The 21840-nt window shown below is 69.0% G+C and carries 24 protein-coding genes and 1 tRNA gene; 12 read left to right on the top strand and 13 right to left on the bottom strand.

The features are described from left to right. Position 1: 1 nt before the first annotated feature. Positions 2-835 carry a zinc-ribbon domain-containing protein gene (locus ACFFU4_RS03780; RefSeq protein ID WP_377067207.1) on the bottom strand — a complete coding sequence of 278 codons (834 nt, stop codon included), beginning with the start codon at positions 833-835 and terminating at the stop codon, positions 2-4. A 171-nt stretch (positions 836-1006) separates the two neighbouring features. Between ACFFU4_RS03780 and ACFFU4_RS03775 the strand changes: the two genes are divergently transcribed. From ACFFU4_RS03775 to ACFFU4_RS03755, 5 genes are all read left to right on the top strand, one after another. Continuing rightward, positions 1007-1684, top strand: coding sequence for a cell division ATP-binding protein FtsE (locus tag ACFFU4_RS03775; protein WP_377067205.1), 678 nt, complete (start codon positions 1007-1009; stop codon positions 1682-1684). Then, positions 1681-2586 carry a cell division protein FtsX gene (locus tag ACFFU4_RS03770; RefSeq protein WP_377067203.1) on the top strand — a complete coding sequence of 302 codons (906 nt, stop codon included), beginning with the start codon at positions 1681-1683 and terminating at the stop codon, positions 2584-2586. The genes ACFFU4_RS03775 and ACFFU4_RS03770 overlap by 4 nt, the downstream gene beginning before the upstream one ends. After that, complete coding sequence (locus ACFFU4_RS03765; RefSeq protein ID WP_377067201.1) at positions 2583-3320, top strand: lysophospholipid acyltransferase family protein; 738 nt, start codon at positions 2583-2585, stop codon at positions 3318-3320. Before ACFFU4_RS03770 ends, ACFFU4_RS03765 begins: the two co-directional genes overlap by 4 nt. Before the next feature lie 156 nt (positions 3321-3476). Then, a complete protein-coding gene (locus ACFFU4_RS03760; protein ID WP_377067199.1) occupies positions 3477-3629 on the top strand; it encodes a hypothetical protein in 153 nt (50 codons plus the stop codon). A gap of 178 nt (positions 3630-3807) precedes the next feature. Then, positions 3808-4548, top strand: a complete 741-nt coding sequence (locus ACFFU4_RS03755) for a Hint domain-containing protein (protein ID WP_377067197.1) — start codon at positions 3808-3810, stop codon at positions 4546-4548. Positions 4549-4562: 14 nt separating this feature from the next. On the opposite strand, the gene ACFFU4_RS03750 is transcribed toward ACFFU4_RS03755, so the two are convergent. Then, positions 4563-5063, bottom strand: a complete 501-nt coding sequence (locus ACFFU4_RS03750) for an Lrp/AsnC family transcriptional regulator (protein WP_377067195.1) — start codon at positions 5061-5063, stop codon at positions 4563-4565. Positions 5064-5257: 194 nt separating this feature from the next. On the opposite strand from ACFFU4_RS03750, the gene trxB reads away from it, so the two are divergent. The 3 genes from trxB (at position 5258) to ACFFU4_RS03735 (ending at position 7745) form a co-directional block, all read left to right on the top strand. After that, entirely contained in the window at positions 5258-6202 is a 945-nt protein-coding gene (gene trxB, locus ACFFU4_RS03745; protein WP_377067193.1) for a thioredoxin-disulfide reductase, read from the top strand. A 147-nt stretch (positions 6203-6349) separates the two neighbouring features. Next, a complete protein-coding gene (locus tag ACFFU4_RS03740; RefSeq protein ID WP_377067191.1) occupies positions 6350-7414 on the top strand; it encodes a flagellar motor switch protein FliG in 1065 nt (354 codons plus the stop codon). A 70-nt stretch (positions 7415-7484) separates the two neighbouring features. After that, on the top strand, positions 7485-7745 hold the full coding sequence (locus tag ACFFU4_RS03735; protein ID WP_377067189.1) for a DUF167 domain-containing protein: 261 nt from the start codon (positions 7485-7487) through the stop codon (positions 7743-7745). Positions 7746-7760: 15 nt separating this feature from the next. On the opposite strand, the gene trhO is transcribed toward ACFFU4_RS03735, so the two are convergent. Then, a complete protein-coding gene (trhO, locus tag ACFFU4_RS03730; protein WP_377067187.1) occupies positions 7761-8675 on the bottom strand; it encodes an oxygen-dependent tRNA uridine(34) hydroxylase TrhO in 915 nt (304 codons plus the stop codon). 95 nt (positions 8676-8770) lie between these two features. On the opposite strand from trhO, the gene pncA reads away from it, so the two are divergent. Genes pncA through ACFFU4_RS03715 form a run of 3 tightly spaced genes read left to right on the top strand, consistent with a single transcriptional unit; the run spans position 8771 to position 10770 of the window. Continuing rightward, on the top strand, positions 8771-9367 hold the full coding sequence (pncA, locus tag ACFFU4_RS03725; RefSeq protein ID WP_377067185.1) for a bifunctional nicotinamidase/pyrazinamidase: 597 nt from the start codon (positions 8771-8773) through the stop codon (positions 9365-9367). Continuing rightward, positions 9360-9992 carry a uracil-DNA glycosylase family protein gene (locus ACFFU4_RS03720; protein ID WP_377067183.1) on the top strand — a complete coding sequence of 211 codons (633 nt, stop codon included), beginning with the start codon at positions 9360-9362 and terminating at the stop codon, positions 9990-9992. Before pncA ends, ACFFU4_RS03720 begins: the two co-directional genes overlap by 8 nt. Further along, complete coding sequence (locus tag ACFFU4_RS03715) at positions 9985-10770, top strand: SseB family protein (RefSeq protein ID WP_377067181.1); 786 nt, start codon at positions 9985-9987, stop codon at positions 10768-10770. Before ACFFU4_RS03720 ends, ACFFU4_RS03715 begins: the two co-directional genes overlap by 8 nt. Before the next feature lie 448 nt (positions 10771-11218). On the opposite strand, the gene ACFFU4_RS03710 is transcribed toward ACFFU4_RS03715, so the two are convergent. The 10 genes from ACFFU4_RS03710 to ACFFU4_RS03665 form a co-directional block, all read right to left on the bottom strand. Continuing rightward, positions 11219-12151: a 2-hydroxyacid dehydrogenase gene (locus ACFFU4_RS03710; protein ID WP_377067179.1), complete on the bottom strand. Its 933-nt coding sequence runs from the start codon at positions 12149-12151 to the stop codon at positions 11219-11221. A 3-nt stretch (positions 12152-12154) separates the two neighbouring features. After that, positions 12155-13294 carry a rod shape-determining protein RodA gene (gene rodA / locus ACFFU4_RS03705; RefSeq protein WP_377067177.1) on the bottom strand — a complete coding sequence of 380 codons (1140 nt, stop codon included), beginning with the start codon at positions 13292-13294 and terminating at the stop codon, positions 12155-12157. After that, positions 13291-15234, bottom strand: a complete 1944-nt coding sequence (mrdA, locus tag ACFFU4_RS03700) for a penicillin-binding protein 2 (protein ID WP_377067175.1) — start codon at positions 15232-15234, stop codon at positions 13291-13293. The genes rodA and mrdA overlap by 4 nt, the downstream gene beginning before the upstream one ends. Next, positions 15231-15770 carry a rod shape-determining protein MreD gene (locus ACFFU4_RS03695; RefSeq protein WP_377067173.1) on the bottom strand — a complete coding sequence of 180 codons (540 nt, stop codon included), beginning with the start codon at positions 15768-15770 and terminating at the stop codon, positions 15231-15233. Before ACFFU4_RS03695 ends, mrdA begins: the two co-directional genes overlap by 4 nt. Next, positions 15763-16680 carry a rod shape-determining protein MreC gene (gene mreC, locus ACFFU4_RS03690; RefSeq protein ID WP_377067171.1) on the bottom strand — a complete coding sequence of 306 codons (918 nt, stop codon included), beginning with the start codon at positions 16678-16680 and terminating at the stop codon, positions 15763-15765. Before mreC ends, ACFFU4_RS03695 begins: the two co-directional genes overlap by 8 nt. A gap of 32 nt (positions 16681-16712) precedes the next feature. Continuing rightward, positions 16713-17759, bottom strand: coding sequence for a rod shape-determining protein (locus ACFFU4_RS03685; protein WP_377067169.1), 1047 nt, complete (start codon positions 17757-17759; stop codon positions 16713-16715). A 135-nt stretch (positions 17760-17894) separates the two neighbouring features. Next, complete coding sequence (gene hisD / locus ACFFU4_RS03680; protein ID WP_377067167.1) at positions 17895-19196, bottom strand: histidinol dehydrogenase; 1302 nt, start codon at positions 19194-19196, stop codon at positions 17895-17897. A 100-nt stretch (positions 19197-19296) separates the two neighbouring features. Further along, positions 19297-19767, bottom strand: a complete 471-nt coding sequence (locus ACFFU4_RS03675; RefSeq protein ID WP_377067165.1) for a DUF2948 family protein — start codon at positions 19765-19767, stop codon at positions 19297-19299. Continuing rightward, on the bottom strand, positions 19764-21032 hold the full coding sequence (gene murA / locus ACFFU4_RS03670; protein ID WP_377067163.1) for a UDP-N-acetylglucosamine 1-carboxyvinyltransferase: 1269 nt from the start codon (positions 21030-21032) through the stop codon (positions 19764-19766). The genes ACFFU4_RS03675 and murA overlap by 4 nt, the downstream gene beginning before the upstream one ends. Before the next feature lie 7 nt (positions 21033-21039). After that, positions 21040-21213: a hypothetical protein gene (locus tag ACFFU4_RS03665; RefSeq protein ID WP_377067161.1), complete on the bottom strand. Its 174-nt coding sequence runs from the start codon at positions 21211-21213 to the stop codon at positions 21040-21042. 87 nt (positions 21214-21300) lie between these two features. Here ACFFU4_RS03665 and ACFFU4_RS03660 point away from each other — a divergent pair. Then, positions 21301-21375: transfer RNA gene (locus tag ACFFU4_RS03660), tRNA-Thr, on the top strand. The last annotated feature ends 465 nt before the right edge of the window (positions 21376-21840 follow it).

Below are 21840 nucleotides of genomic sequence, written 5' to 3'. Positions count from 1 at the left end.
GTCAGATCCGGGTGATCAGATCCTTGACCGTCGCCGAAAGCATTGCGCGCATATTGTCCACGACCTGAACGTACTGCGCGAGCGGTGCCTCTGCGGCGGGCCAGATTGCCGCGATCCGCGGGGCCATCAGGTAAACCACCAGCGCCGCCACGCAGCTCACCACCGCAAGGCGGAAGCCGGCGCGGAACCCGCCGCCACCATTCCGGTCGGGCGGTGTGTGCTTGGACATCGTCGGCGCGAGCGGGCCCGTGACGTCGTCGGAGGCGCTCAGCGAGGAATTGATCTCGTCGATATCGGGAAACAGGTTGCGCCGCGACCCCGGGTCGAGACGCTCGTCTTCCTCTTCGTCGAACATGTCGTCAGGGTCATCGGTGCGGGCACCATTGCCGGGCGGCGCGGCGGAGGGGTCGGTGGACCGGTCGCCACGCAGCCGCTGCATTCGGTCGCGCGCCTCTCGTGCACGCCGCGCGTCTTCGGGTTCGGGCTCTCCGATGCCGAGATCGGGTTGCGTCTCGATCCGCCCATCGGCCTCGGCGGCGCGGGCGGCGCGCTCGCGGTCGGCTTCCTCGCGCAGGATGTCGGCCACCGACGGGTCGATCCGCCGAGCCGCCGACGGCTGTGGATCGGTTTTCGGTTCCGGGTCGGCTGCGGTTTCGGTCGCTGCCATCGGGTCCGGATCCGCAGCGGGCATGTCAGGCTCTGCGGGGGTGTGATCGGGGTGGTTCTGAAACCACGTCGTGCCGCAATTGGAACACTGCACATCGCGCCCTGGCACGGGGATCACCGCATCCGGCACCTCGTACTGCGCACCGCAGTTGGGACATGTCAGCCTCATGGGGTCACCCGCTGCCTGCTCCTTGCCACCGTTTCCCGGCTCTTGCGACCGTGTGCAAGCATAGGCCCTTATCCGGGAAGCGAAAAGAGCAAAGCGAATCATGCGGGCAGTGATTGCACATGTGTGACCTCTGGGGCATGAAGGGGGCCGCGGCAGAAAAGGGCGCTGGCGGTGATCGAACTCGAGGGCGTGGGATATTCCTATGGCGGCGGGGAGTTGCTGGGCGATGTGTCGCTCAGCCTCGCGCCGGGCTCGTTCCATTTTCTAACCGGACCGTCCGGCGCGGGCAAGACGACGCTGCTCAAGCTGTGCTACGGTGCCCTCGTTCCGACGGCGGGGCAGGTGCGGCTCTTTGGACAGGATCGGCGCGAGATGGGCCGCGACGACATCGCGATGGCGCGGCGGCGCATCGGTGTGGTGCATCAGGATTGCCAGTTTCTCGACCATCTCGATGTCGCCGAGAACATCGCCCTGCCGCTCGCGGTGTCGGGGCGCGACCTGCTGGCCGAGGAGGCCAACCTGCGCGAACTGATCGGCTGGGTCGGGCTGCGCGCGCGGGCGCAGGCGCGCCCGCCGGAGCTATCGGGCGGCGAGCGGCAGCGCGCCGCTCTGGCGCGCGCGGTCATCATGTCGCCCGACGCGGTGCTGGCGGACGAGCCCACCGGCAATATCGACTGGGAGATGTCCGAGCGCCTGATGCGCTTGCTCATTGAACTCAACCGCATGGGCAAGACGATTCTCATCGCCACCCACGATCTCGCCCTCATCCGTGCGGCCAAGACGCATGTGCAGGCCCGGGTGCTGCGCATCGCCGGGCGGCGGCTTCAGCTTGCGGGGGCGGATCTGTGACGGCCCTCTCCGGTCTGCTCTCGCAGCTTCTGCCCGGCGACACGCAGGCCGACCGGGTCGTGCCACCGAGTGGGTTCACTGCCACGCTGACGCTGTTCACTGCGGCGGCGATGGCGTTCCTCGCGGTGTTCGCGCTGGCGCTGTCGCTGGCCACCGGGCGGCTGGCGGACCGTTGGGGCAACGAGCTAGCCCGCACGGCGACGGTGCGCATCTCGGCCCCCGAGGGGCAGATGGCGGCGCAGACGGTGGCGGCGCTGCGCGTGCTCGAGACCACCACTGGTGTCGCGCGCGCTCGCGCGCTCGACGATGCCGAGCAGGCGGCGCTGCTGGCACCATGGTTCGGCCCCGACTTGCCGCTCGATCAACTGCCTGTCCCGCGGCTCATCGAAGTGACCGAGACCGGGGCGGGATTTGACGCGCAGGGGTTGCGGCTGCGGCTGGCCGCCGAGGTGCCCGGTGCCGTGCTCGACGATCACACCCGCTGGCGCCGGCCGCTGGTGCAGGCCGCCTCGCGGCTGCGGCTGCTGGGCTGGCTGTCGCTGGCGCTCATCGGGGCGGCGATGGCCGCGATGATCACACTGGCGGCACAGGCGGCGCTGGCGGCCAACGCGCAAGTCATCACCGTGCTTCGCCTCGTCGGTGCGCAGGACGGCTTTATCGTGCGCGCCTTTGTTCGCCGCTTTGCCTTGCGGGGCCTCGGGGGCGCGGCTATCGGCACCGGTCTTGGGTGCCTCGCCATCCTCGCGCTGCCCGCCGCGCGGATCGAGGGCGGGTTTCTCGCCGGACTCGGCTTTCAGGGCTGGCACTGGCTCTGGCCGCTGGCTGTTCCGCCGCTGGCAGGGCTGGTGGCCTTTGCCGCAACCCGCGCCGCCGCGCGGCGCAGATTGGAGAAGATGCCATGAGATACGCCCTGCAATGGCTTCGGTCGCTGGTATTCGTGGGTCAGATGTACCTCGCGATGGCGGTGCTGGGCATCGTTTTCCTGCCCTGGGCCCTGTTCAGCACGCGCGGCGCGCGTATGGCCTGCAAAACCTATTGCCGCTGGGTGCGCTGGACGGCCCGCTGGATGGTGGGCTTGCGCACCGAGGTGCGCGGCACGCCGCCCGCGGACGAGGTGCTGATCGCCGCCAAGCACCAGAGTTTTCTCGATATCATCCTGATCTTCGGCAGCGTGCCGGCGGGCAAGTTCATCATGAAGCGAGAGCTGATGTGGGCCCCGGTGATCGGGCAATACGCGCTGCGCATCGGCTGCGTGCCCGTGGATCGCGGCAAGCGCAGCCAGGCCATCGGCAGGATGGTGGAGGACGTGGCAAAGGGGCGGCAGGAGCCGGGGCAGCTCATTATCTACGCGCAGGGCACCCGTGTCGCGCCAGGAGTAAAGAGGCCCTACAAGGTCGGTGCCGGTGTGCTCTACAATGAGACGGGTCAGACCTGCGTGCCGGCGGCGACCAATGTCGGCGTGTTCTGGCCGCGCAAGGGCATCTATCGCAAACCTGGTCTCGCGGTCGTGGAGTTCCTGCCCGAGATCCCGCCGGGGCTGAGCAGGCAGGCGTTCATGCAGCGGCTCGAACGGGATGTCGAAGAGGCGTCCGACAGGCTGATGCGCGAGGCGGGGTTCGAGCCGGGCGGGTGCTGATCGGCAACAGCCGCGCGCTATCATATCTGTCCCCGGCATCGCCCCGGTATTGCCCGGATTTCAACCCTTTCCGCCAAAACTTGGCCGCAAACCGCGGGCATCGTTGCGAGTGAGGCAACAATGCCGCACGGCGGCACAGGCAAGAGGATGGGAAAGATGAAGGCACGTTGGCTGAAATCCGTGGTCGAGCACAGCAAGGAGGCCGCGCCCGCGCTGCCCTATCAGCGGCAGGTGCGGCGGCGGGGGCGGCGGCAGGGCCCGGGCGATGCGAACGACGTCGCATCGCCGCGCAGTCTCAAGTCCGCCTGAGCCACGCCGCATCCCGCAGTGGCGTGATCGTGTTCCCGGTCCGCATGGTGCCCCCGAGACCTCGGTCGCCGGGACCGCAAAGGCACGAATTCCACGCCAAGCGGCACATGCCATATCGCGGCTGCCGCCGACGCGTGCGCAGGCAGTCATGCCGGTCCTGATCATGAAGCAAGTTGACATGAGCCTTCCTTGTTTCGGTGCCGACCTTCCGCCCTCGATCCCGGTCGCCCGGTCGCAGTCGGCCACCCGCCTCTATTCCTGCCTGTGGCGCGATGCCGGGGGGCGGCTCATGGCACAGGAGCGCCGCTTGCCGGCGATGCCGCTGCTTGACGCGGCCCATGCCGCCTTTGCGCGGGGCGCGCTCGTCTCGACGCCGGGCGGTCCGGTGGCGGTCGAGGACCTGTCGCCGGGGGACATGATCGCCACCGCTGCGGGTGGCGCGGTCCCGGTGGTCTGGATCGGGCTGGTCACGCTCTGGCCCGGTCCGTCCGGCGAGGGGGTGCCCCTCACGCGGGTGATGGCCGACGCCTTCGGTCCCGGGCGTCCGCTTGCCGATCTCGTTGCAGGGCCGGGCGCGCGGCTCCTCAGCCGCCCGCGAAACTTGCGCGCGCGGATTGGTGCGGGTGGCGTGCTGTCCCCGGTGCACGCGATGGCCGACGGGGCGCACGCGATCCGAATGGCCGCGCGACAGCCGGCGACATTCTTCCACCTCGCCTTGCGCCGACATGCTCTCATCGTGGTGAACGGCCTGGAGACCGAGAGCTATCACCCCGGTGCCGGGTTCGAGCGCGGCCTCGACGAGGTCACCTTGCGGCAGGTCATGGCGGCCTTTCCCCATCTCGGCGCACCGCAGGACTTCGGCCCGCTGGCGCGGATGCGCCTGCCGCTCGACGCGCCCGAGACCCCGGACCTCGTCTGACCGCGCGGCACCGCTCAGGCGGGCCGCTCCAGCCGTTTTTCCAGGATGTCGAAGGGCACGCCGGGCTCGTCCTTGGCCCCGCGAATGACCAATGAGGTCTTGACGCTCGCCACGTTGTCGGCGGCGGTCAGCTCTTCCGTCAGGAACCGTTGAAAGGTCGACAGATCCGGGGCCACGCATTTGAGGATGAAATCCACCTCGCCGTTGAGCATGTGGCATTCGCGCACGAGGGGCCACGACCGGCAGCGCGCCTCGAAGGCCGACAGGTCGGCCTCGGCCTGGCTCTGCAGGCCGACCATGGCAAAGACCTGAACCTCGAACCCCAGTTCGCGCGCGTCGATATCGGCATGATAGCCGCGGATGTAGCCCTGTTCCTCAAGTACCCGCACCCGCCGCAGACAGGGCGGTGCGGAAATGCCGACGCGCTTGGCCAGTTCGACATTGGTCATCCGGCCATCGGCCTGCAATTCCGCCAGTATCCTTCGGTCGATCGGATCGAGACGCGTGCCCGCCATCGCATTCTCCTGTTGATTTTCGCGGATGTTATACCAACCCTGCGGCTGCGCGCAATTATCTTTCGTTTGCGCGCAAGATAATTTCGGATGTCCGGATTGTTCGGTGGCGCATAGCCGGTCTGCAAGGGGTTACATGCCCCGGCCCGCGCAGCTATATCTCCGCGCGATACGAGGTCTTCAGCGAAAGAGCAGCCATGTCACAGACCACCCATACCAAGTGCCTGATCATCGGCTCCGGCCCGGCGGGCTATACCGCCGGGGTCTATGCCGCGCGCGCCATGCTTGAACCGGTGCTCGTGCAGGGAATCGAGCCGGGCGGGCAGTTGACCACCACCACCGAGGTCGAGAACTGGCCCGGCGATACCGAGGTGCAGGGCCCCGACCTGATGGTGCGGATGGAGGCGCATGCCAAGGCCATGGGCTGCGCCATCGTGGGCGACATTATCACCGAGCTTGACGTGGACAGCCGCCCCTTTGTGGCGAGAGGCGACAGCGGCGCGACCTACACGGCGGATGCCGTGATCCTCGCCACCGGCGCGCGCGCCAAGTGGCTGGGGCTGGACAGCGAGGAGGCGTTCAAGGGCTTTGGCGTTTCGGCCTGCGCCACTTGCGACGGGTTCTTCTATCGCGGGCAGGAGATCGTGGTGATCGGCGGCGGCAACACCGCCGTCGAAGAGGCGCTGTTTCTGACCAATTTCGCCTCCAAGGTGACGCTGATCCACCGCCGCGACGAACTGCGCGCCGAGAAGATCCTGCAGGACCGGCTGTTCAAGAACCCGAAGATCGAACCGCTTTGGTTCCACACGCTGGAGGAGGTCACGGGCGCCGACAACCCCAAGGGCGTCGAGGGCGTGCGCGTGCGCCATGTCGAGACCGGCGAGATCACCGACATCCCCTGCAAGGGCGTGTTCATCGCCATCGGCCATGCGCCCGCGAGCGAGCTTGTGAAGGGCAAGGTCGAGATGCACCACGGCGACTATGTGCGTGTCGAGCCGGGCAGCACCCGCAGCTCGGTGCCGGGGCTGTTTGCCGCCGGCGACCTCACCGATCACGTCTATCGGCAGGCCGTGACGAGCGCCGGGATGGGCTGCATGGCGGCGCTCGACGCCGAGAAATTCCTTGCGGAGCAAGAAGCCTGACGGGGGCGGGGGCGCTGCCCCCGTCGCCCGTGCCGGGCGACTCCCCCGGAGTATTTCCGGCCAGGAAGAAATTGGGCTTTCGTTCAGGCTTTGTTGACGGGTCGTGGCCTATGGTCGTGCGAGGACCAGGGCAACGGGGATCAAGGCATGAACGCACCACCCGCACGGATCGGGCAGGCGCACCCGCGCGGCGCGGCGGCGCATCTCTCTCGCGCGCAGAAGGCGGCAATCATCGTGCGTTTCCTGATGAACGAGGGCGCGGATGTGTCGCTCTCGGAGTTACCGGACGAATTGCAGGCGCGGCTGACCACGCAAATGGGGTCGATGCGCTATGTCGACCGCGGCACGCTGGCCGAGGTGGTGGCCGAATTCGCCAATGAACTCGAGGGGATGGGCCTGACCTTTCCGCGTGGCCTGCCCGGCGCGCTGTCGGCACTCGACGGACGGATCAGCCCGCAGACCGCGGCGCGCCTGCGCAAGGAGGCGGGCGTGCGCCAATACGGCGACCCGTGGGAGCTGGTGAAAGCCACCGATCCCGATACGCTCGCCGCCATCCTCGAAGAGGAAAGCGCCGAGGTCGCCGCTGTGATCCTCTCCAAGCTCGATGTCGCGCGTGCCGCCGACCTTCTCGGGCGGCTGCCCGGTGCGGTGGCGCGGCGCATCACCTATGCCATCTCGCAGACCGGCTCGGTCTCGCCCGAGGCGGTGGACCGGATCGGCCTCGCAATCGCCGCGCAGATCCAGGACGTGCCGCAAACCGCCTTTGCCGACGGGGCCGTGGAGCGGGTGGGTGCGATCCTGAACTACTCGGCCGCCGCCATCCGCGACGAGGTGCTCGAGGGGCTGGAAGAGACCGACGAGGATTTCGCCGCGCTTGTGCGGCGCGCGATCTTTACCTTCGCGCACCTGCCTGACCGCGTCAAACCGCCGGATATGCCGCGCATCCTGCGCGAGGTGGAGCCGTCGGTGCAGGTCGATGCGCTGGCCGGGGCTCTCGATGGCGCGCTTGCACCGGTGGCCGAATTCCTTTTATCCAATATGTCCAGCAGGATGGCCGATGCACTGCGCGAGGACATCGCCGCGCGTGGCCGCGTGCGTGCCCGCGAGGCCGAGGCCGCGCAGACCGAGATCGTGAATGCCGTGCGGCGACTCGAAGCCGCGGGTGAGATCAGCCTCGTGCAACCAGAGGAGGACGATGAGGGCGGCGGGTAGGGCCTCTCGACCGCAGGGGCAGGGCGTGCCATCGTGGCCGCCTATGGCGACCGGTTGAAGGGAGGCGCGTGTGAGCAGGGACGTTCCGGACCTCGGGCATCTCGCGGTGCGGGGCACGCGCATCGCGCTTCGGGTGACGCCGCGGGCCTCAAGGGCGCGGATCGCGGTCGAGGGGGATGTCTTGCGCATCTACGTCACCGCGCCGCCCGAGGCGGGCAAGGCCAATGACGCGGTGCAGGTGCTGCTGGCAAAGGCGGTCGGGGTGCCTAAGACACGGCTCCGGCTGGTGCGCGGGCAGACCGCGCGCGACAAGGTTTTCGAGGTTTTGTGAACGAATTCAGACCGTTCAGCCCTCGGCCATCCAGCGGACATGCCGCGCGCCGCGGGCGGCAGCTAGGGTGATCTGTCTTTGGCGCTCGCGAAAGCGGGCCTTGTCCCCGGGGCTGGTCTCGTGGGCGCAGTGGTGGCAGGCGACCCCGGCCTCGTATTCGGGGCGGGCGCGGTCCGCGGGCAGGATCGGGCGGCGGCAGGCGTGGCAGAGCACGTGCGGCCCGGCGCGCAGCCCGTGTTCCACCGATACGCGCCCGTCGAAAACGAAGCACGTCCCGTGCCACAGGCTGTCTTCCTCGGGCACCTCCTCAAGGTATTTCAGGATGCCGCCCTTGAGGTGAAAGACCTCCTCCACCCCCTGGCTCAGCAGGTAATTCGTTGATTTCTCGCACCGAATCCCGCCGGTGCAGAACATCGCCACGCGCTTGCCCGTGAACCGCTCCTTGTTGGCCTGCCACCACGCGGGGAAATCGCGGAAGCTGTCGGTGCCGGGATCGACCGCGCCCTCGAAGCTGCCGATGGCGACCTCGTAGGCGTTGCGGGTGTCGATCACCGCGACGTCGGGGGCCGAGATCAGGGCGTTCCAATCGGTCGGGGCGACGTAATGACCGGTCGCGGCGCGGGGATCGGCATCCGCAACGCCCATGGTCACGATCTCGCGCTTGAGGCGCACCTTCATGCGGCCGAAGGGCGGGGTGGTGCTGTGGCTGTCCTTCCACTCCAGACCGCCGCAGCCGGGCAGGGCGCGGACGTGGTCGAGAACGCGGGCAACGCCATTGTAACCACCTGCAATCGTTCCATTAATTCCTTCGCGCGCCAGCAGGAGCGTGCCGCGCACGCCCTCGGCCTCGCACAGGTCGAGAAGCGGCGCGCGCAGGGCGTCGGGGTCGTCAAAGCGGGTGAAATGGTAGAGGGCAGCGATGCGGTACATGGGGCGGCATTTACGCGCGCGGGGGCGTGCGGGCAAGGGGCGGGATTGACGCGGCAGGGCCTGCGTCCTAGCCATGTGGCGCAAAGGAGACGGGCATGAATGCTGCATTACTGGTGATCGACGTTCAGAACGATTTCTGCCCCGGCGGCGCGCTGGCGGTGCCGGGGGGCGACGAAATCGTGCCGGAGATCAACAATTTAATGAGTGATTTCAAGGATGTAATCCTGACGCAGGATTGGCATCCCGCAGGCCATTCCTCGTTCGCGTCGGGGCATCCCGGCAAGGCGCCGTTCGAGACGGTGGAGATGGAGTACGGCACTCAGGTGCTGTGGCCGGACCATTGCGTGCAGGGCAGCCATGGCGGGGCGTTTCATCCGGGGCTGGATACGACCCCGGCGCATCTTATCATCCGCAAGGGTATGTCATTGAATATAGACAGTTATTCGGCTTTCTTCGAGAATGACCGGTCGACGGCGACGGGGCTGGATGGCTATTTGCAGAAGCGCGACGTGACCGAGCTGGTCATGGTCGGGCTGGCCACCGATTTTTGCGTGCAATTCTCGGCACTTGATGCCGCAAGGCTGGGCTACAAGGTGGTCGTGCGGCGCGATTTGTGCCGGGCGATCGACCTCGACGGGTCGCGCGCGCAGGCCGAGGCGGCGATGCGCGAGGCGGGGGTCGCACTTGAGTGAACCGCGAGGTTCGGCGCGCGAACCGCACGGTTCGGGCGAAACGGCGCTCGGTGCCGAAATCCGGTCTTGTCGTCTGTGTGCCGAGCGATTCGCCGAAACGCAGACGGCGCACGCGCCGCGCCCGGTGGTCTGGTTCCGCCCCCCGGCGCGCATCCTGATCGCGGGGCAGGCACCGGGGCTGCGGGTGCACCGCTCGGGGCGGCCCTTCGACGATCCGTCGGGCGAGCGGCTGCGCGATTGGCTGGGGATCGGTGCGGAGACGTTCTACGACCGCGAGCGGGTGGCGATCGTGCCGATGGCGTTCTGTTTCCCCGGCTATAACGCGAAAGGGTCGGATTTGCCGCCGCCGGCGATCTGCGGGCGTACATGGCATGACCGGGTAATGGCGGAGCTGGGCGCGGTGCGGCTGACGGTGCTGGTGGGGGGCCACGCGCACCGCTATCACCTGGGCACGTGCAAGGGCGTGACCGAGGTGGTGCGCGGCTGGCGCGATCATGCGCCGCGCACGTTTCCCTTGCCGCACCCGTCCTGGCGCAATAGCGCGTGGCTGAAGCGCAACCCGTGGTTCGGCGACGAGGTGCTCCCGGCGCTGAGGGCCGCGGTGAAAGAGGTGCTGGATGGCTGAGATGACCCCGCTCGATACCGCGCACGCGGCGATGGAGGCCGCGCCGGAGGACGAGGGGGCGCGGCTGCGGTTCTACGAGCGGCTGGCGGCGAGCGAGCTGTGCCTGTTGCTGACATGCGAGCCCGAGGGCGACCGCATCGACCCGGTGGTGATCGCGCCGGAGGGCGGCGATTGCGTGCTGGCGTTTGACGGCGAGGCGCGGCTGGCGGCGTTCTCGGACGGGCCCGCGCCCTATGCCGCGCTATCGGGACGGGCGCTGGCGGCGATGCTGGCGGGGCAGGGGATGGGGCTGGCTCTCAACCTCGGGGTGGCCCCTTCGGCGATCCTTCTGCCCGCCGCGGCGATGGAGTGGCTGGCGGAGGTGCTGGCCGATGCGCCCGAACAGGTGGCCGCGCGCCCGGTGGAATTCCGTGTGCCCGGCGGGCTGCCCGAAGCGGTGCTGCACGCGCTGGATGCGCGGCTGGCGGGGATGACCGGGATGGCGCGGGCCGCGTGGCTGGTGGCGGTGCGCTACGAGGATGGTGCGCAGGGGCATCTGCTGGGCTTTGTCGGGGCCGCACCGGGCGCGGAGGGCGCGCTGGCGCGGGCGGTGTCGGAGGTGCTGGCATTTTCCGGGCTGGAGGCGGCGGCGCTCGATGTCGGGTTCTTCGCGGCGGGCGACCCGGTGCTGGCGCGGATGGCCGGGTGCGGCCTGCGGTTCGACCTGCCGGAGCCGGAGGCGCGGGCCGCCCCGGCGGCACCGGGGTCCGATCCCGAGAGGCCGCCCCGGTTAAGGTAGGGGGTGGGGGAGACCGTTATTGGCCAATTGTGTTGAAAAAGTCGGTGTGCTGCGAAGAAGAAGTAAATCTGCAGAACATCCCCCCGCCGAAGCTCCGCCGCGCAAACACAGTTTGCCCAAGGGTGACATGAAGGAACGCTGTTCCAAAATTTTGAGGCGAATTTCAGGTTGCAGAGTTTTTCAACACAATCGGCCTTGAGGGGACATTGGGCATGATGCGATGAGCCGCGCGAGAGCCCGACCGCCGGGTGGGCGCAGATCGGTCTGTGCTGTGCGATTTATGGTGCAAAATACATCAATGATCACAGCTATTTGCAGCGTTGCAAAAGCGCCCGCCCGATGGGGCGGTCGGGCGCTCGCGCGGCGGCGTGCAAGCACGCCTTGACTCCGCGCGGGGTGGGTGGCGAATGGCAGCTTCAGGCCATTTCCGTCCCGGCCGCGCTCCCCCTCAATACCCTGCGTCGCGGTCCACGAGGTGCAGGAGCGGCTCACCCGCCTCGCCGCGGCGGATGTTCTCGGCGATGACCTGCGCCGCCGTCTCGGGCCGCGTCTCGGAGGCGATATGCGGCGTCACCGTCACCCGCGGATGCGCCCAGAAGGGATGCTCGGGCGGCAGCGGTTCCTCGCGGAACACGTCGAGCGTGGCGTGGCCGAGCGCGCCGCTGTCGAGCGCGGCGAGAAGGGCGGCGTCGTCGATCAGCGGCCCGCGCCCGGGGTTGAGGATCACCGCCCCGGAGGGCAGCGTTGCCAGCCGCGCGGCGTCGAGCAGGTTCTCCGTCTCGGGCGTGAGCGGCAGCAGCAGGACGAGGATGTCGGCCTGCGCGAGGGCGGTGCGCAGACCGTCCTCGCCGGAGAGGCAGCGCAGGGTGCCGATCTCCTTGGGTGAGCGGCTCCAGCCGGTGACGGGAAAGCCGAGATGGCTCAGCATCCGCGCGCATTCGCTGCCGAGCGCGCCGAGGCCCAGCACGCTGACCCGGCGGTCCGGGGCGAGGGGCGGCACGTCGGGCCGCCACACCCCGTCCTGGTGCAGGATATGGGTATCCATCCCGAGATGATGGCGCAGGACGTGGCCGGTGACCCATTCCACCATTCCTCTCGTCAGCCCGTGATCGACCATGCGCGCTAGGGGGATACGGAGCGTGGGGTTGCCGACGATCTTTTCCACCCCGGCCCAGAGGTTGAGCACGGCGCGGGCGCGGGTGAAGGGGGTGAAATCCTGCACCGCGCTGCCGGGGGCGTAGACGATGTAATCCACCTCTGCGGGCGCGAGGTCGGTGGCGAGGGTCGCTGTCACGCCGGCGCGTGCGAGCGCGCGGCGCAGCGGCGCCTCGTAGACGCGCCATTGCGCCTCACCGGCGGCGAAGAGGATGTTCGCGGTCATGGATTACCTCGGTCTGTGGACATGCGCGCTCTGCACCAGGCCGAAGCCCAGCATCAGCACCAGCATCGCCGAGCCGCCATAGCTTACCAGCGGCAGCGGCACGCCGACGACCGGCATCAGCCCCATCACCATCGCCATGTTGACGGCGAAGTAGAGGAAGAAGGCCACCGCCACCCCCAGCGTCAGGAGCGCGGAGAAGCGGTCGCGGTTGGAGAGCGCGGAGGCGACGCAGAACAGGATGACGAGCGCGTAGAGTCCAAGCAGCGATACCGCGCCGACGAAGCCGAATTCCTCGGCGAGGGTGACGAAGATGAAATCGGTATGCTTTTCCGGCAGGAAGTTGAGCCGCGATTGCGTGCCCTGCATGAAGCCGCGCCCCGTCCAGCCGCCCGAGCCCAGCGCGATCTTGGACTGGGTGATGTGATAGCCCGCGCCCAGCGGGTCGCTGTCGGGGTCGAGGAAGGTGTCGATGCGGCGGTACTGGTAGTTCTCCAGCAATTGCCAGCCGGTGCCGCGGCTGCTGAAGACGGCGGCGACAGCCCCCGCGCCCAGCGCGATCACGGTGGCGAAATAGGCCCAGTGGACACCGGCGAGGAACATCATCGCGCCGCCGCCCAGCACCAGCAGGATCGAGGTGCCGAGATCGGGCTGGCGCAGCACCATGCCCACCGGCACGAGGATGATCGCAAGCGGGATGAGCACCCAGACGGGGCGCGAGATGCGCGACATGGGCAGCCAGTCGTAATAGGCGGCGAGCACCATCACGAGCGTGATCTTGACCAGTTCCGAGGGCTGGATGCGCATCACGCCGAGGTCGAGCCAGCGCTGCGCGCCCTTGCCCTCGATGCCTATGAGCGCCACCGCCACGAGCAGCGCGAGCGAGGCGAGGTAGGCCAGCAGCGAGACGTTGCGCCAGAACCAGATCGGCACCATCGCCACGACGATCATCCCGGCGAAGCCCAGGGCGAAGCGCTTCATCTGCGGCTCGGCCCATGTCGAGAGCGTGCCGCCGGCCACCGAGTAGAGCATCAGGAAGCCGATGGCCGCCACGCTGGCCAGCAGGATCGCCAGCGGCCAGTTGAGATGGAGGATCTTGCGCGGGCCTGCGGGGACAGTCTTGACGGTATGTTCGAGATAGCTCATGCGCGGTCGTTCGCCTCCGGCGTCGGGCGCTCGCGCTCGCGCTTCAGCTCTTCCTGGAGGGTGCGGATGCGCGGGCGGTCGGCGGCGGGGTAGGCGGAGAGCGGCGGGTCGCCGCCGTAGAGCGCCTGAAGCATGATGTCGCGCGCGATGGGGGCCGCGGCGGTGGAGCCGCCGCCGCCATGCTCGACCACCACCGACAGGGCAAAGCGCGGCGCGTCATGCGGCGCGAAAGCGACGAACAGCGCGTGGTCGCGCTGTTCGCGGGGCAGGTCGCGGTTGTCGCGCACGCCGTCCGCGCGCTCGGTGGCGGAGATGTTGCGCACCTGGCTGGTGCCGGTCTTGCCCGCGAGGCGCAGGCTGTCCTCGACGATGCGGCTGCGAAAGGCGGTGCCGCGCTGGTTGTTGCTGACGGCGAACATGGCGCGGCGGATCTCGCGCAGGTGGTTCTCGTTCAGCCCGAGGCTGTCGCCGTGGCCGGTGGGCTGATCCACCCCGGCGATGGATTTCACCAGCCGCGGCACGATCGCGCGCGAGGTGGCCAGCCGCGCCGTCATCACCGCGAGTTGCAGCGGCGAGGCGAGCACGAAGCCCTGCCCGATCGCGGTGTTGGCGCTGTCGCCGACCATCCACGCCTCGCCGCGATAGGCGAGCTTCCACTGCCGCGAGGGGGCGAGCCCCTCGGCGACGCTGGTCATCGGCAGGTCGAACTGTTCCCCGATCCCGAGCCGCCGGGCCATTGCGGAGATGCCCTCGATGCCAACGCGCATCGCCATCTCGTAGTAATAGACGTCGCAACTGTTGCGCAGCGAGCGGTGCAGGTCCACGTTGCCGTGGCCGCCGCGTTTCCAGCAGTGGAAGCGCCGCCCGCTGACCTCCTTGAAGCCGGGGCAGTAGACGGTCTCGTTGAAATCCACGAGGCCCGCGTCGAGCGCGGCCAGCGCCGTCACCATCTTGAAGGTGGAGCCGGGCGGGTAGATGCCCTGCACCGCCTTGTTGGGCAGCGGACGCAGCGGGTCCTCGAGCAGCGCGCGGTAATCGGCCGAGGAGATGCCGCGCACGAAGAGGTTGGGATCGTAGCCGGGGCTGGAGGCGCAGACCAGGATGTCGCCGGTCTCGCAGTCGAGCATCACCGCCGCCGCGCCCTCGCCGCGAAGCCGGGCGTGGGCATAGGTCTGGAGCGCGTTGTCGCAGGTGACCTGGATGTCGGCACCGGGGCTGCCCTCCTGGCGTTCGAGCTCGCGCATGATGCGCCCGGCGGCGTTGACCTCGACGCGGCGGGTGCCCGCCTCGCCGCGCAGAATGTCCTCGTGCCGGGCCTCGAGCCCGATCTTGCCGATCTGGAACCGCGGTAGCCGCAGCAGCGCCTCGGGCGCGTCGAGACGGTCGAGGTCGCGCTCGCTGACGGCGCCGACATAGCCGATGGCATGGGCATAGGCCGCGCCCAGCGGGTAGCGTCGCGACAGCCCCACTTCGGGCGTCACGCCGGGCAGGGCGGGGGCGTTGACGGCGACGCGGCTGATCGCCTCCCAGTCGACGCGGTCGGCCACCGTCACCGGCGTGTCGCCGCGCAGTTCGGCGAGGTCGCGGCGCGCCTTTTCAAGCTCGCCTGTCTTGAGCTCGACCAGCCGGGCGAGGCGGTCGAGCACGGCCTCGGTATCGCCCGCCTGTTCGCGCGTGACGGTGATGCGGTAGCTGGGCACGTTCTCGGCGATGACCCTGCCCTCGCGGTCGAAGATGCGGCCGCGCGCGGGGGCGATGAGCTGAAGGTTGATGCGGTTCTCGTCCGCCAGCAGGCGGAACTCGTCGGCCTGGTCCACCTGAAGGTGGCGCATGCGGAAGAGCAGCGCGCCCAGTACCGCCACCTGCGCACCGCCCAGGACCAGCGCGCGCCGCGTGATGCGGCGCTGACCTTCGGCGCGGTCGCGGGCCGGGCGTCTCATGGCACATGCCTTTCCGGGGTCAGGTCGCCGGGGACGCGCTTGCGCACGCCGAAAAAGAGGTGCGACAGCGCCGCCACCAGCGGGTAGGCGACAAGCGTTGAGAGAAGCTGCATCAGGCTGAGCCCGAGCGGCGCCTGATCGACGATGAGCACGGTCAGCACCAGCCGACAGGCGAGCGTCATCGCCACCAGCGTGCCCGCCACCGCCGCCCATTCCGCGACGAAGGTCAGATCGCGCAGCGCCGGCGCGCGGCGGCGCAGCGTCTCGCAGCCAATGAGCGTCAGCGCCGCCCAGAGGCCGGGCGGACGCTGCAACAGCAGGTCCATCGCCAGCGCCAGCCCGGCCACCAGCAGGGGCGGCACGTATTCGGGCCGACGCACCGCCCAGGCGAAGGTCAGCGCGAGGAACAGATCCGGCCCCGCCCAGCCCGGCGGCAGCGTATCGAGCGGCAGCAGCCGCGCGAAGACGAGCGCCCCCGCGAGCGCCGCGAAGAGCGCCCGCATGAGCCACAGGTGAAGCGTGCCGGTCTCAGCCATTTCCGGCCTCCACCGCCGCGCGCGGTGCCGGGTCCGCCGATTCGGTTTCGGCTGCGGGGGCGATCAGGCCGCCGGGATCGTCGATCCGCTCGTGGTCGTAGCTGCGCAGCACGCGCAGGAATTCGAGCCGCTCGTAATCGGCGGCGATGCGCACGCGCATCCGCCCGCCGGGATCGGCGACCACCTGGCCGACCGCGAGCCCCGCCGGGAACACCCCGCCATCGCCCGAGCTCAGCACCCGGTCGCCGGGGCGGACCTGCTCGGGGTCCTCGATGAAATCCAGCAGCGGCGCGGGCGAATTGTCGCCGATCACCAGCGCGCGCTGCCCGGTGGGCTGGATCGTGACCGGCACGCGGCTGGAGGTATCGGTGAGCAGGATGACCCGCGCCGTGTTCTGCCCCAGACCCGAGATGCGCCCGACGAGGCCCAGCCCGTCCATCGCCGCCCAGCCCTCCATGATGCCGTCGCGCGCCCCCACGTTGAGCAGCACCGATTGCCGGAAGGGCGAGCCGCTGTCGGCCATCACCACGCCGGTGACATAGGTCAGGCGCGGGTCGAGCTGCACGTTGTTGAGGTCGAGCAGGCGGGCGTTTTCCCGCTCAAGCTGCAGCGCCGCCTCCTTCCAGGCCTTCATCTGCTGCAATTCGCGGCGCAGCTCGCGGTTTTTCTCGTGCATGCGCTGGTAGGACTGGAAATCGCGCAGGATATTGACCGCGCCGGTCACCGGCGCCATCGCCCAGTCCATCGAGGGCACGACCCGGTCCACGACCTGCGCACGGAACCGTTCCACCCGCGGGCTGTCGATGCGCCACAGCAGGAAGATGCCGACCAGGCAGACAAGCAGGATGCCGAGGAGCAATCGCCGCAGCGGGCCCCGGTAATCGTCGCTCTGTCCGCGGTCGCTGGCCACTGGCAACCTCTTTTGCTCAAAAGGTGGGCCGGTTAACTGTCGTAGTCAATCGCGTGCCGCAACTGTTTCTCGAATTCGAGCGCCTTGCCGGTGCCCAGCGCCACGCAGTTGAGGCTGTCATCGGCGATCGAAACGGCGAGGCCGGTCTGTTCGCGCAGCGCCAGGTCGAGATCGCCCAGCAGCGCGCCGCCGCCGGTCAGCATCACGCCGCGATCGACGATGTCGGCGGCGAGGTCCGGCGGCGTGGCTTCGAGCGCCGTCATCACCGCCTCGGTGATCTGCTGCACTGGTTCGGAGAGCGCCTCGGCGACCTGCGCCTGGCTGATCTCGGTCTCCTTGGGGACGCCGTTCAGGAGGTCGCGCCCGCGCACCCGGATCGAGGTGCCGCGCCCGTCATCGGGCATCCGCGCGGTGCCGATGGTGGTCTTGATCCGCTCGGCGGTGGATTCGCCAACCAGCAGGTTCTGCTGGCGGCGCAGGTAGTTGATGATCGCCTCGTCCATGCGGTCGCCGCCCACCCGGACCGAGCGGGCATAGACGATGTCGCCGAGGCTCAGCACCGCCACCTCGGTGGTGCCGCCGCCGATATCGACGACCATCGAGCCGGTGGGATCGGTGATCGGCATGCCCGCGCCGATGGCCGCCGCGATCGGCTCGGCGATGAGCCCGGCGCGGCGGGCACCGGCCGACAGCACGGATTGGCGGATGGCGCGTTTCTCGACCGGGGTGGCGCCGTGCGGTACGCAGACGATGATCTTGGGCTTGGAGAAGGTCGAGCGCTTGTGCACCTTGCGGATGAAGTGCTTGATCATCGCCTCGGCGGTGTCGAAATCGGCGATCACGCCCTCGCGCATCGGCCGGATCGCCTCGATGCTGCCGGGCGTGCGGCCCAGCATCAGCTTGGCATCCTCGCCCACCGCGAGCACACGCTTGACGCCGTCCTTGACGTGGTACGCCACCACCGACGGCTCGCTCAGGATGATGCCGCGGCCCTTGACGTATACGAGCGTGTTGGCGGTGCCGAGGTCGATTGCCATGTCCGAGGAAAAGAAGCTCGGAATCTTGTCAAACATCGCCATTTGCGCCCGTATCCTGTTGCCCCATAGGTGAAAGCCCCCGCGACTCGGGGGTGCCCCGGGGCCACGCGCCGTTATAGGGGGCGTTTCGCCCGTGCGAAAGGGCTGTTTCGGGGCGGATCGGCGGGGGATCGCCGCCTAGCCGTTGAGATGATCCAGCCGCGCGCGCACCGACAGGCCATGCGCCCCGAGGCTCTCGGCGTTTGCCAGCGTCTCGGCGGCGGGGCCGATGGCGCGCAGCGACTCGGGGGTCATTTTCGCCAGCGTCGTGCGCTTGAGGAAATCCACCACCGACAGGCCGGACGAGAACCGCGCCGAACGCGCGGTGGGCAGGACGTGGTTGGGCCCGCCGACGTAATCGCCGATCGCCTCGGGGGTCCACGCCCCGAGGAAAATCGCCCCGGCATGGGTGATCCGTTGGCTCAGCGCGTCGGGGTCGGCGACGCACAGCTCCAGGTGCTCGGGGGCGATGCGATTGCTGAGGGCTGCGGCGGTGGCGAGGTCGGGCACGGTGATGATGGCGCCGAAGTCGCGCCAGCTCGCCCCGGCGATGGCGCGGCGCTCCAGCGTCTCCAGCCGCGCCGCGACGGCGGCGGCGACGTCGCGGGCGAGCGCTGGATCATCGGTGATCAGGATGGCCTGCGCGCTCTCGTCATGCTCGGCCTGGCTCAGCATGTCGAGCGCGATCCAGTCGGGGTTCTGGCCCTTGTCGGCGATCACCAGGATCTCCGACGGCCCGGCGATCATGTCGATGCCGACGCGCCCGAACACCCGCCGTTTGGCCGCCGCCACATAGGCGTTGCCCGGCCCGGTGATCTTGTCCACCGGGGCGATGCTCGCGGTGCCGTAGGCCAGCGCCGCGATGGCCTGCGCGCCGCCGACGCGGTAGATTTCGTCCACCCCGGCGATCCGCGCGGCCAGCAGCACCAGCGGATTGGCCTTGTTGTCGGGCGTGGGCACGGTGATGGCGAGCCGCTCCACCCCCGCCACCTTGGCCGGGATCGCATTCATCAGCACCGAGGACGGGTAGGAGGCGAGCCCGCCGGGCACATAGAGCCCCGCCGCGCCAACGGGCGTCCAGCGCCAGCCGAGGGTGGCACCGCTCTCCTCGGTCCAGCTTGCATCCTGCGGCATCTGGCGTTCGTGATAGGCGCGGATGCGCTCGGCGGCCAGTTCCAGCGCGTCGCGCTCGGCCTGCGGCACCTGCGCCACCAGCGCGTCGATCTCGGCGCTGGAGAATCGCAGGGTGCGCGGCGAGAGCGCCACCCGGTCGAATTTCGCGGTCAACTCGATCAGTGCCGCGTCGCCGCGCGCGCGGATATCGGCAATGATCGCGGCGACGGTGTCGTCCACGTCGGGGCTGTCCTCGCGCTTGGCCGACAGCAGCGCGGTGAAGCGGGTCTCGAAATCGGCGGCGGTGGCATCGAGCATGACGGGCATGGGCAGGTCCTTTCCGGCGGGGCGGGTAGCGGGCGGGGGAATATGTCTCAAGCCCCGGTTTTCTTCTTGGAAAAAATACTCATGCCCCGCCCGGCGGCAATCAGGTGTCGTGGCGGGGCACCTTGCCCGAGGGGGCGCGGTAGGGGCGGGTGACGTCGCGCAGCCCGACCTCGAGCGCCTCGATCTCGAGCCGGATCGCGCCGTCGCCGGCCAGCGTCAGGATCAGGTGGCCGGTGCCTTCCTCGCCCGGCTCGAACGTCACCGACAGCAGCGACAGCACGGTGTCGGGATCGCCCCGGTCGATGCCCTGGCTGGCCACGCCGAGCACGTTCTCGACCACCAGCAGCGATTGCGCGCGCTCCGGCCCGTGGCGGTCGCGGCCCTCGTCCTCCCAGCGGAAGCGGTTGAGCAAAAGCGCGAAGCGGTGGCGGCGCGCCTGCCAGCGCATCTCGGTGATGGGAAACACCGCGTCCTGCGCCAGCGCCGAGATCACCTTCAGATCGTCGGGGTCGGCGGCGACGAGGTTGAGCGGCGTCTCGCGCCCCTCCTCGAAAGTGGCATCGTCGCTCATTGGCTGGTGATCCTCTCGATTTTCGCGCCCACGCCGCTCAGCTTGTCCTCGACGCTCTCGTAGCCGCGGTCAAGGTGGTAGACGCGGTTGACGACCGTTTCGCCCTCGGCCGCGAGCCCGGCGAGGATCAGCGACACGGAGGCGCGCAGGTCGGTGGCCATGACCGGCGCGCCCTTGAGGGTCTCGACGCCCGTCACGGTGGCGGTCCCGCCCTGCACGTCGATCCTTGCGCCCATCCGCATGAGTTCCGGCGCGTGCATGAACCGGTTCTCGAAGATGCGCTCCTCGAGCACCGAGCTGCCCTCGGCGATGCACATCAGCGCCATCATCTGCGCCTGCAGGTCGGTGGGAAAGCCGGGGAACGGTTCGGTCACCACGTCGACGGCGCGCACCCGGCCGTTGCGGCGCGCCACGGTCAGGCCGGCCTCGGTCTCGGTCACGTCGATGCCCGCCGCGTCGAGCCGCTCGCAGAACGCCGCCACGAGGTCGATGCGCCCGCCGAGGCAGGTCACCTCGCCGCCGCAGATCGCCGGGGCGAGCATGTAGGTGCCAAGCTCGATCCGGTCGGGCACCACGGCGTGGGTGGCACCATGGAGGCGGTCCACCCCCTCGATGGTGATGGTGTGCGTGCCCTCGCCCTCGATCCGCGCGCCCATCTTGCGCAGGCATTGCGCGAGATCGACGATCTCGGGCTCGCGCGCCGCGTTGCTGATCACCGTGGTGCCGCGCGCCAGCGTCGCGGCCATGAGCGCGTTTTCGGTGGCCCCGACCGAGACGATCGGAAAGTCCACCTTGCCGCCCCGGAGCCCGCCGGGCGCGCGCGCATGGACATAGCCGTCGCGCAGGTCGAGCTCGGCACCCATTGCCTCCAGCGCCTGCAAGTGCAGGTCGACGGGCCGCGCGCCGATCGCGCAGCCGCCCGGCAGCGACACCACCGCGTGCCCGTCGCGCGCCAGCATCGGCCCGAGCACCAGGATCGAGGCGCGCATCTTGCGCACGATGTCATAGTCGGCGCGGTGGTTGTCGATGCGGTGCGACGACAGCGACAGCACCTGTCCGCCCTGCATCTGCGCCACCTCTGCGCCGAGCGATTCCAGCAGCGTGCGCATGGTGCGGATATCCGACAGGCGCGGCGCGTTGGTGAGCGTCAGCGGCTCCTCGCTCAGCAGCGTGGCGGGCATCAGCGTGAGGCAGGCGTTCTTGGCCCCGGCGATGGGGATCTGCCCGTGAAGCGGGCCGTTGCCGGTGACGATGATGGAATCCATGACTGCTCTAGTCCTCGCGTTTTTCGCCTTGGCCTGACCCGGCGTGCCCGTCCTCTGTGGCGGCGCGCGCGCGCATCTGCGCCTTGCGCCGCGCGAGATTGGCCTTGAGGGCGGATTTGAGCCGCTCGCCGCGCTCCTGCGGCGCGGCTTTGCGGGTTTCCGGCTTGGGTTTGTCGTTCATGGACCCCTCTTACAGGAGGTGTGAAATAGCGTCCAGTTACCCCTTGCGCCCCCGGCGAGAAGCGTCTAATCACCGCGCCACATCGGCGCTGCTGTAGCTCAGAGGTAGAGCACTCCCTTGGTAAGGGAGAGGTCGAGAGTTCGATTCTCTCCAGCAGCACCATCTCGCCCGCCCTGCTCCGAATTCCCCCCTGAGTATTTGAAAGGGAGGGATAAATTCCGGGTTTCACAGCCGCCATTCCGACGGCACCGCAAAGGCCGTCCAAGGGCTCGTCCGAGCACCGTCCGACGCATGGCAAAATCGCGATTATTCCCGATATGCCAATGGCATGAGCGGAATTTTGCGGGACGTTCAATGCAATCGTCCAGCCGTCCCTTCCCGGGCAGAGAGTCCGCGATCTTTTCGCACAGGACATTGTTGTCGCGGTCCGGTCCTTCAATTCCGCCCTTGCAGGCTGCGACTGTGGAGGCGCTGTTCGCCTCGGCGATGTTCGGAAACCGTCGATTGCGCGAGGCCCGCCTCGTTCATGATGTCCCCGCTGATGCAGCCGGGGCAAGACTGACGGACGGCGATGATCCTGACCCGGGCCGGACGAGCCGGCGCCCTGGCGACGGAGGCGCTGACGAC

The sequence above is a fragment of the Roseovarius ramblicola genome (assembly GCF_042430665.1).
Taxonomy (GTDB): domain Bacteria; phylum Pseudomonadota; class Alphaproteobacteria; order Rhodobacterales; family Rhodobacteraceae; genus Roseovarius; species Roseovarius ramblicola.
This window is presented reverse-complemented; position numbering and strand designations above follow the sequence as displayed.

Coding starts and splice junctions, on each gene's coding strand:
- ACFFU4_RS03780 (WP_377067207.1), bottom strand. CDS start 835: ATGAGGCTGACATGTCCCAACTGCGGTGCGCAGTACGAGGTGCCGGAT.
- ACFFU4_RS03765 (WP_377067201.1), top strand. CDS start 2,583: ATGAGATACGCCCTGCAATGGCTTCGGTCGCTGGTATTCGTGGGTCAG.
- ACFFU4_RS03760 (WP_377067199.1), top strand. CDS start 3,477: ATGAAGGCACGTTGGCTGAAATCCGTGGTCGAGCACAGCAAGGAGGCC.
- ACFFU4_RS03755 (WP_377067197.1), top strand. CDS start 3,808: ATGAGCCTTCCTTGTTTCGGTGCCGACCTTCCGCCCTCGATCCCGGTC.
- ACFFU4_RS03750 (WP_377067195.1), bottom strand. CDS start 5,063: ATGGCGGGCACGCGTCTCGATCCGATCGACCGAAGGATACTGGCGGAA.
- trxB (WP_377067193.1), top strand. CDS start 5,258: ATGTCACAGACCACCCATACCAAGTGCCTGATCATCGGCTCCGGCCCG.
- ACFFU4_RS03740 (WP_377067191.1), top strand. CDS start 6,350: ATGAACGCACCACCCGCACGGATCGGGCAGGCGCACCCGCGCGGCGCG.
- trhO (WP_377067187.1), bottom strand. CDS start 8,675: ATGTACCGCATCGCTGCCCTCTACCATTTCACCCGCTTTGACGACCCC.
- pncA (WP_377067185.1), top strand. CDS start 8,771: ATGAATGCTGCATTACTGGTGATCGACGTTCAGAACGATTTCTGCCCC.
- ACFFU4_RS03715 (WP_377067181.1), top strand. CDS start 9,985: ATGGCTGAGATGACCCCGCTCGATACCGCGCACGCGGCGATGGAGGCC.
- ACFFU4_RS03710 (WP_377067179.1), bottom strand. CDS start 12,151: ATGACCGCGAACATCCTCTTCGCCGCCGGTGAGGCGCAATGGCGCGTC.
- rodA (WP_377067177.1), bottom strand. CDS start 13,294: ATGAGCTATCTCGAACATACCGTCAAGACTGTCCCCGCAGGCCCGCGC.
- mrdA (WP_377067175.1), bottom strand. CDS start 15,234: ATGAGACGCCCGGCCCGCGACCGCGCCGAAGGTCAGCGCCGCATCACG.
- ACFFU4_RS03695 (WP_377067173.1), bottom strand. CDS start 15,770: ATGGCTGAGACCGGCACGCTTCACCTGTGGCTCATGCGGGCGCTCTTC.
- ACFFU4_RS03685 (WP_377067169.1), bottom strand. CDS start 17,759: ATGGCGATGTTTGACAAGATTCCGAGCTTCTTTTCCTCGGACATGGCA.
- hisD (WP_377067167.1), bottom strand. CDS start 19,196: ATGCCCGTCATGCTCGATGCCACCGCCGCCGATTTCGAGACCCGCTTC.
- ACFFU4_RS03675 (WP_377067165.1), bottom strand. CDS start 19,767: ATGAGCGACGATGCCACTTTCGAGGAGGGGCGCGAGACGCCGCTCAAC.
- murA (WP_377067163.1), bottom strand. CDS start 21,032: ATGGATTCCATCATCGTCACCGGCAACGGCCCGCTTCACGGGCAGATC.
- ACFFU4_RS03665 (WP_377067161.1), bottom strand. CDS start 21,213: ATGAACGACAAACCCAAGCCGGAAACCCGCAAAGCCGCGCCGCAGGAG.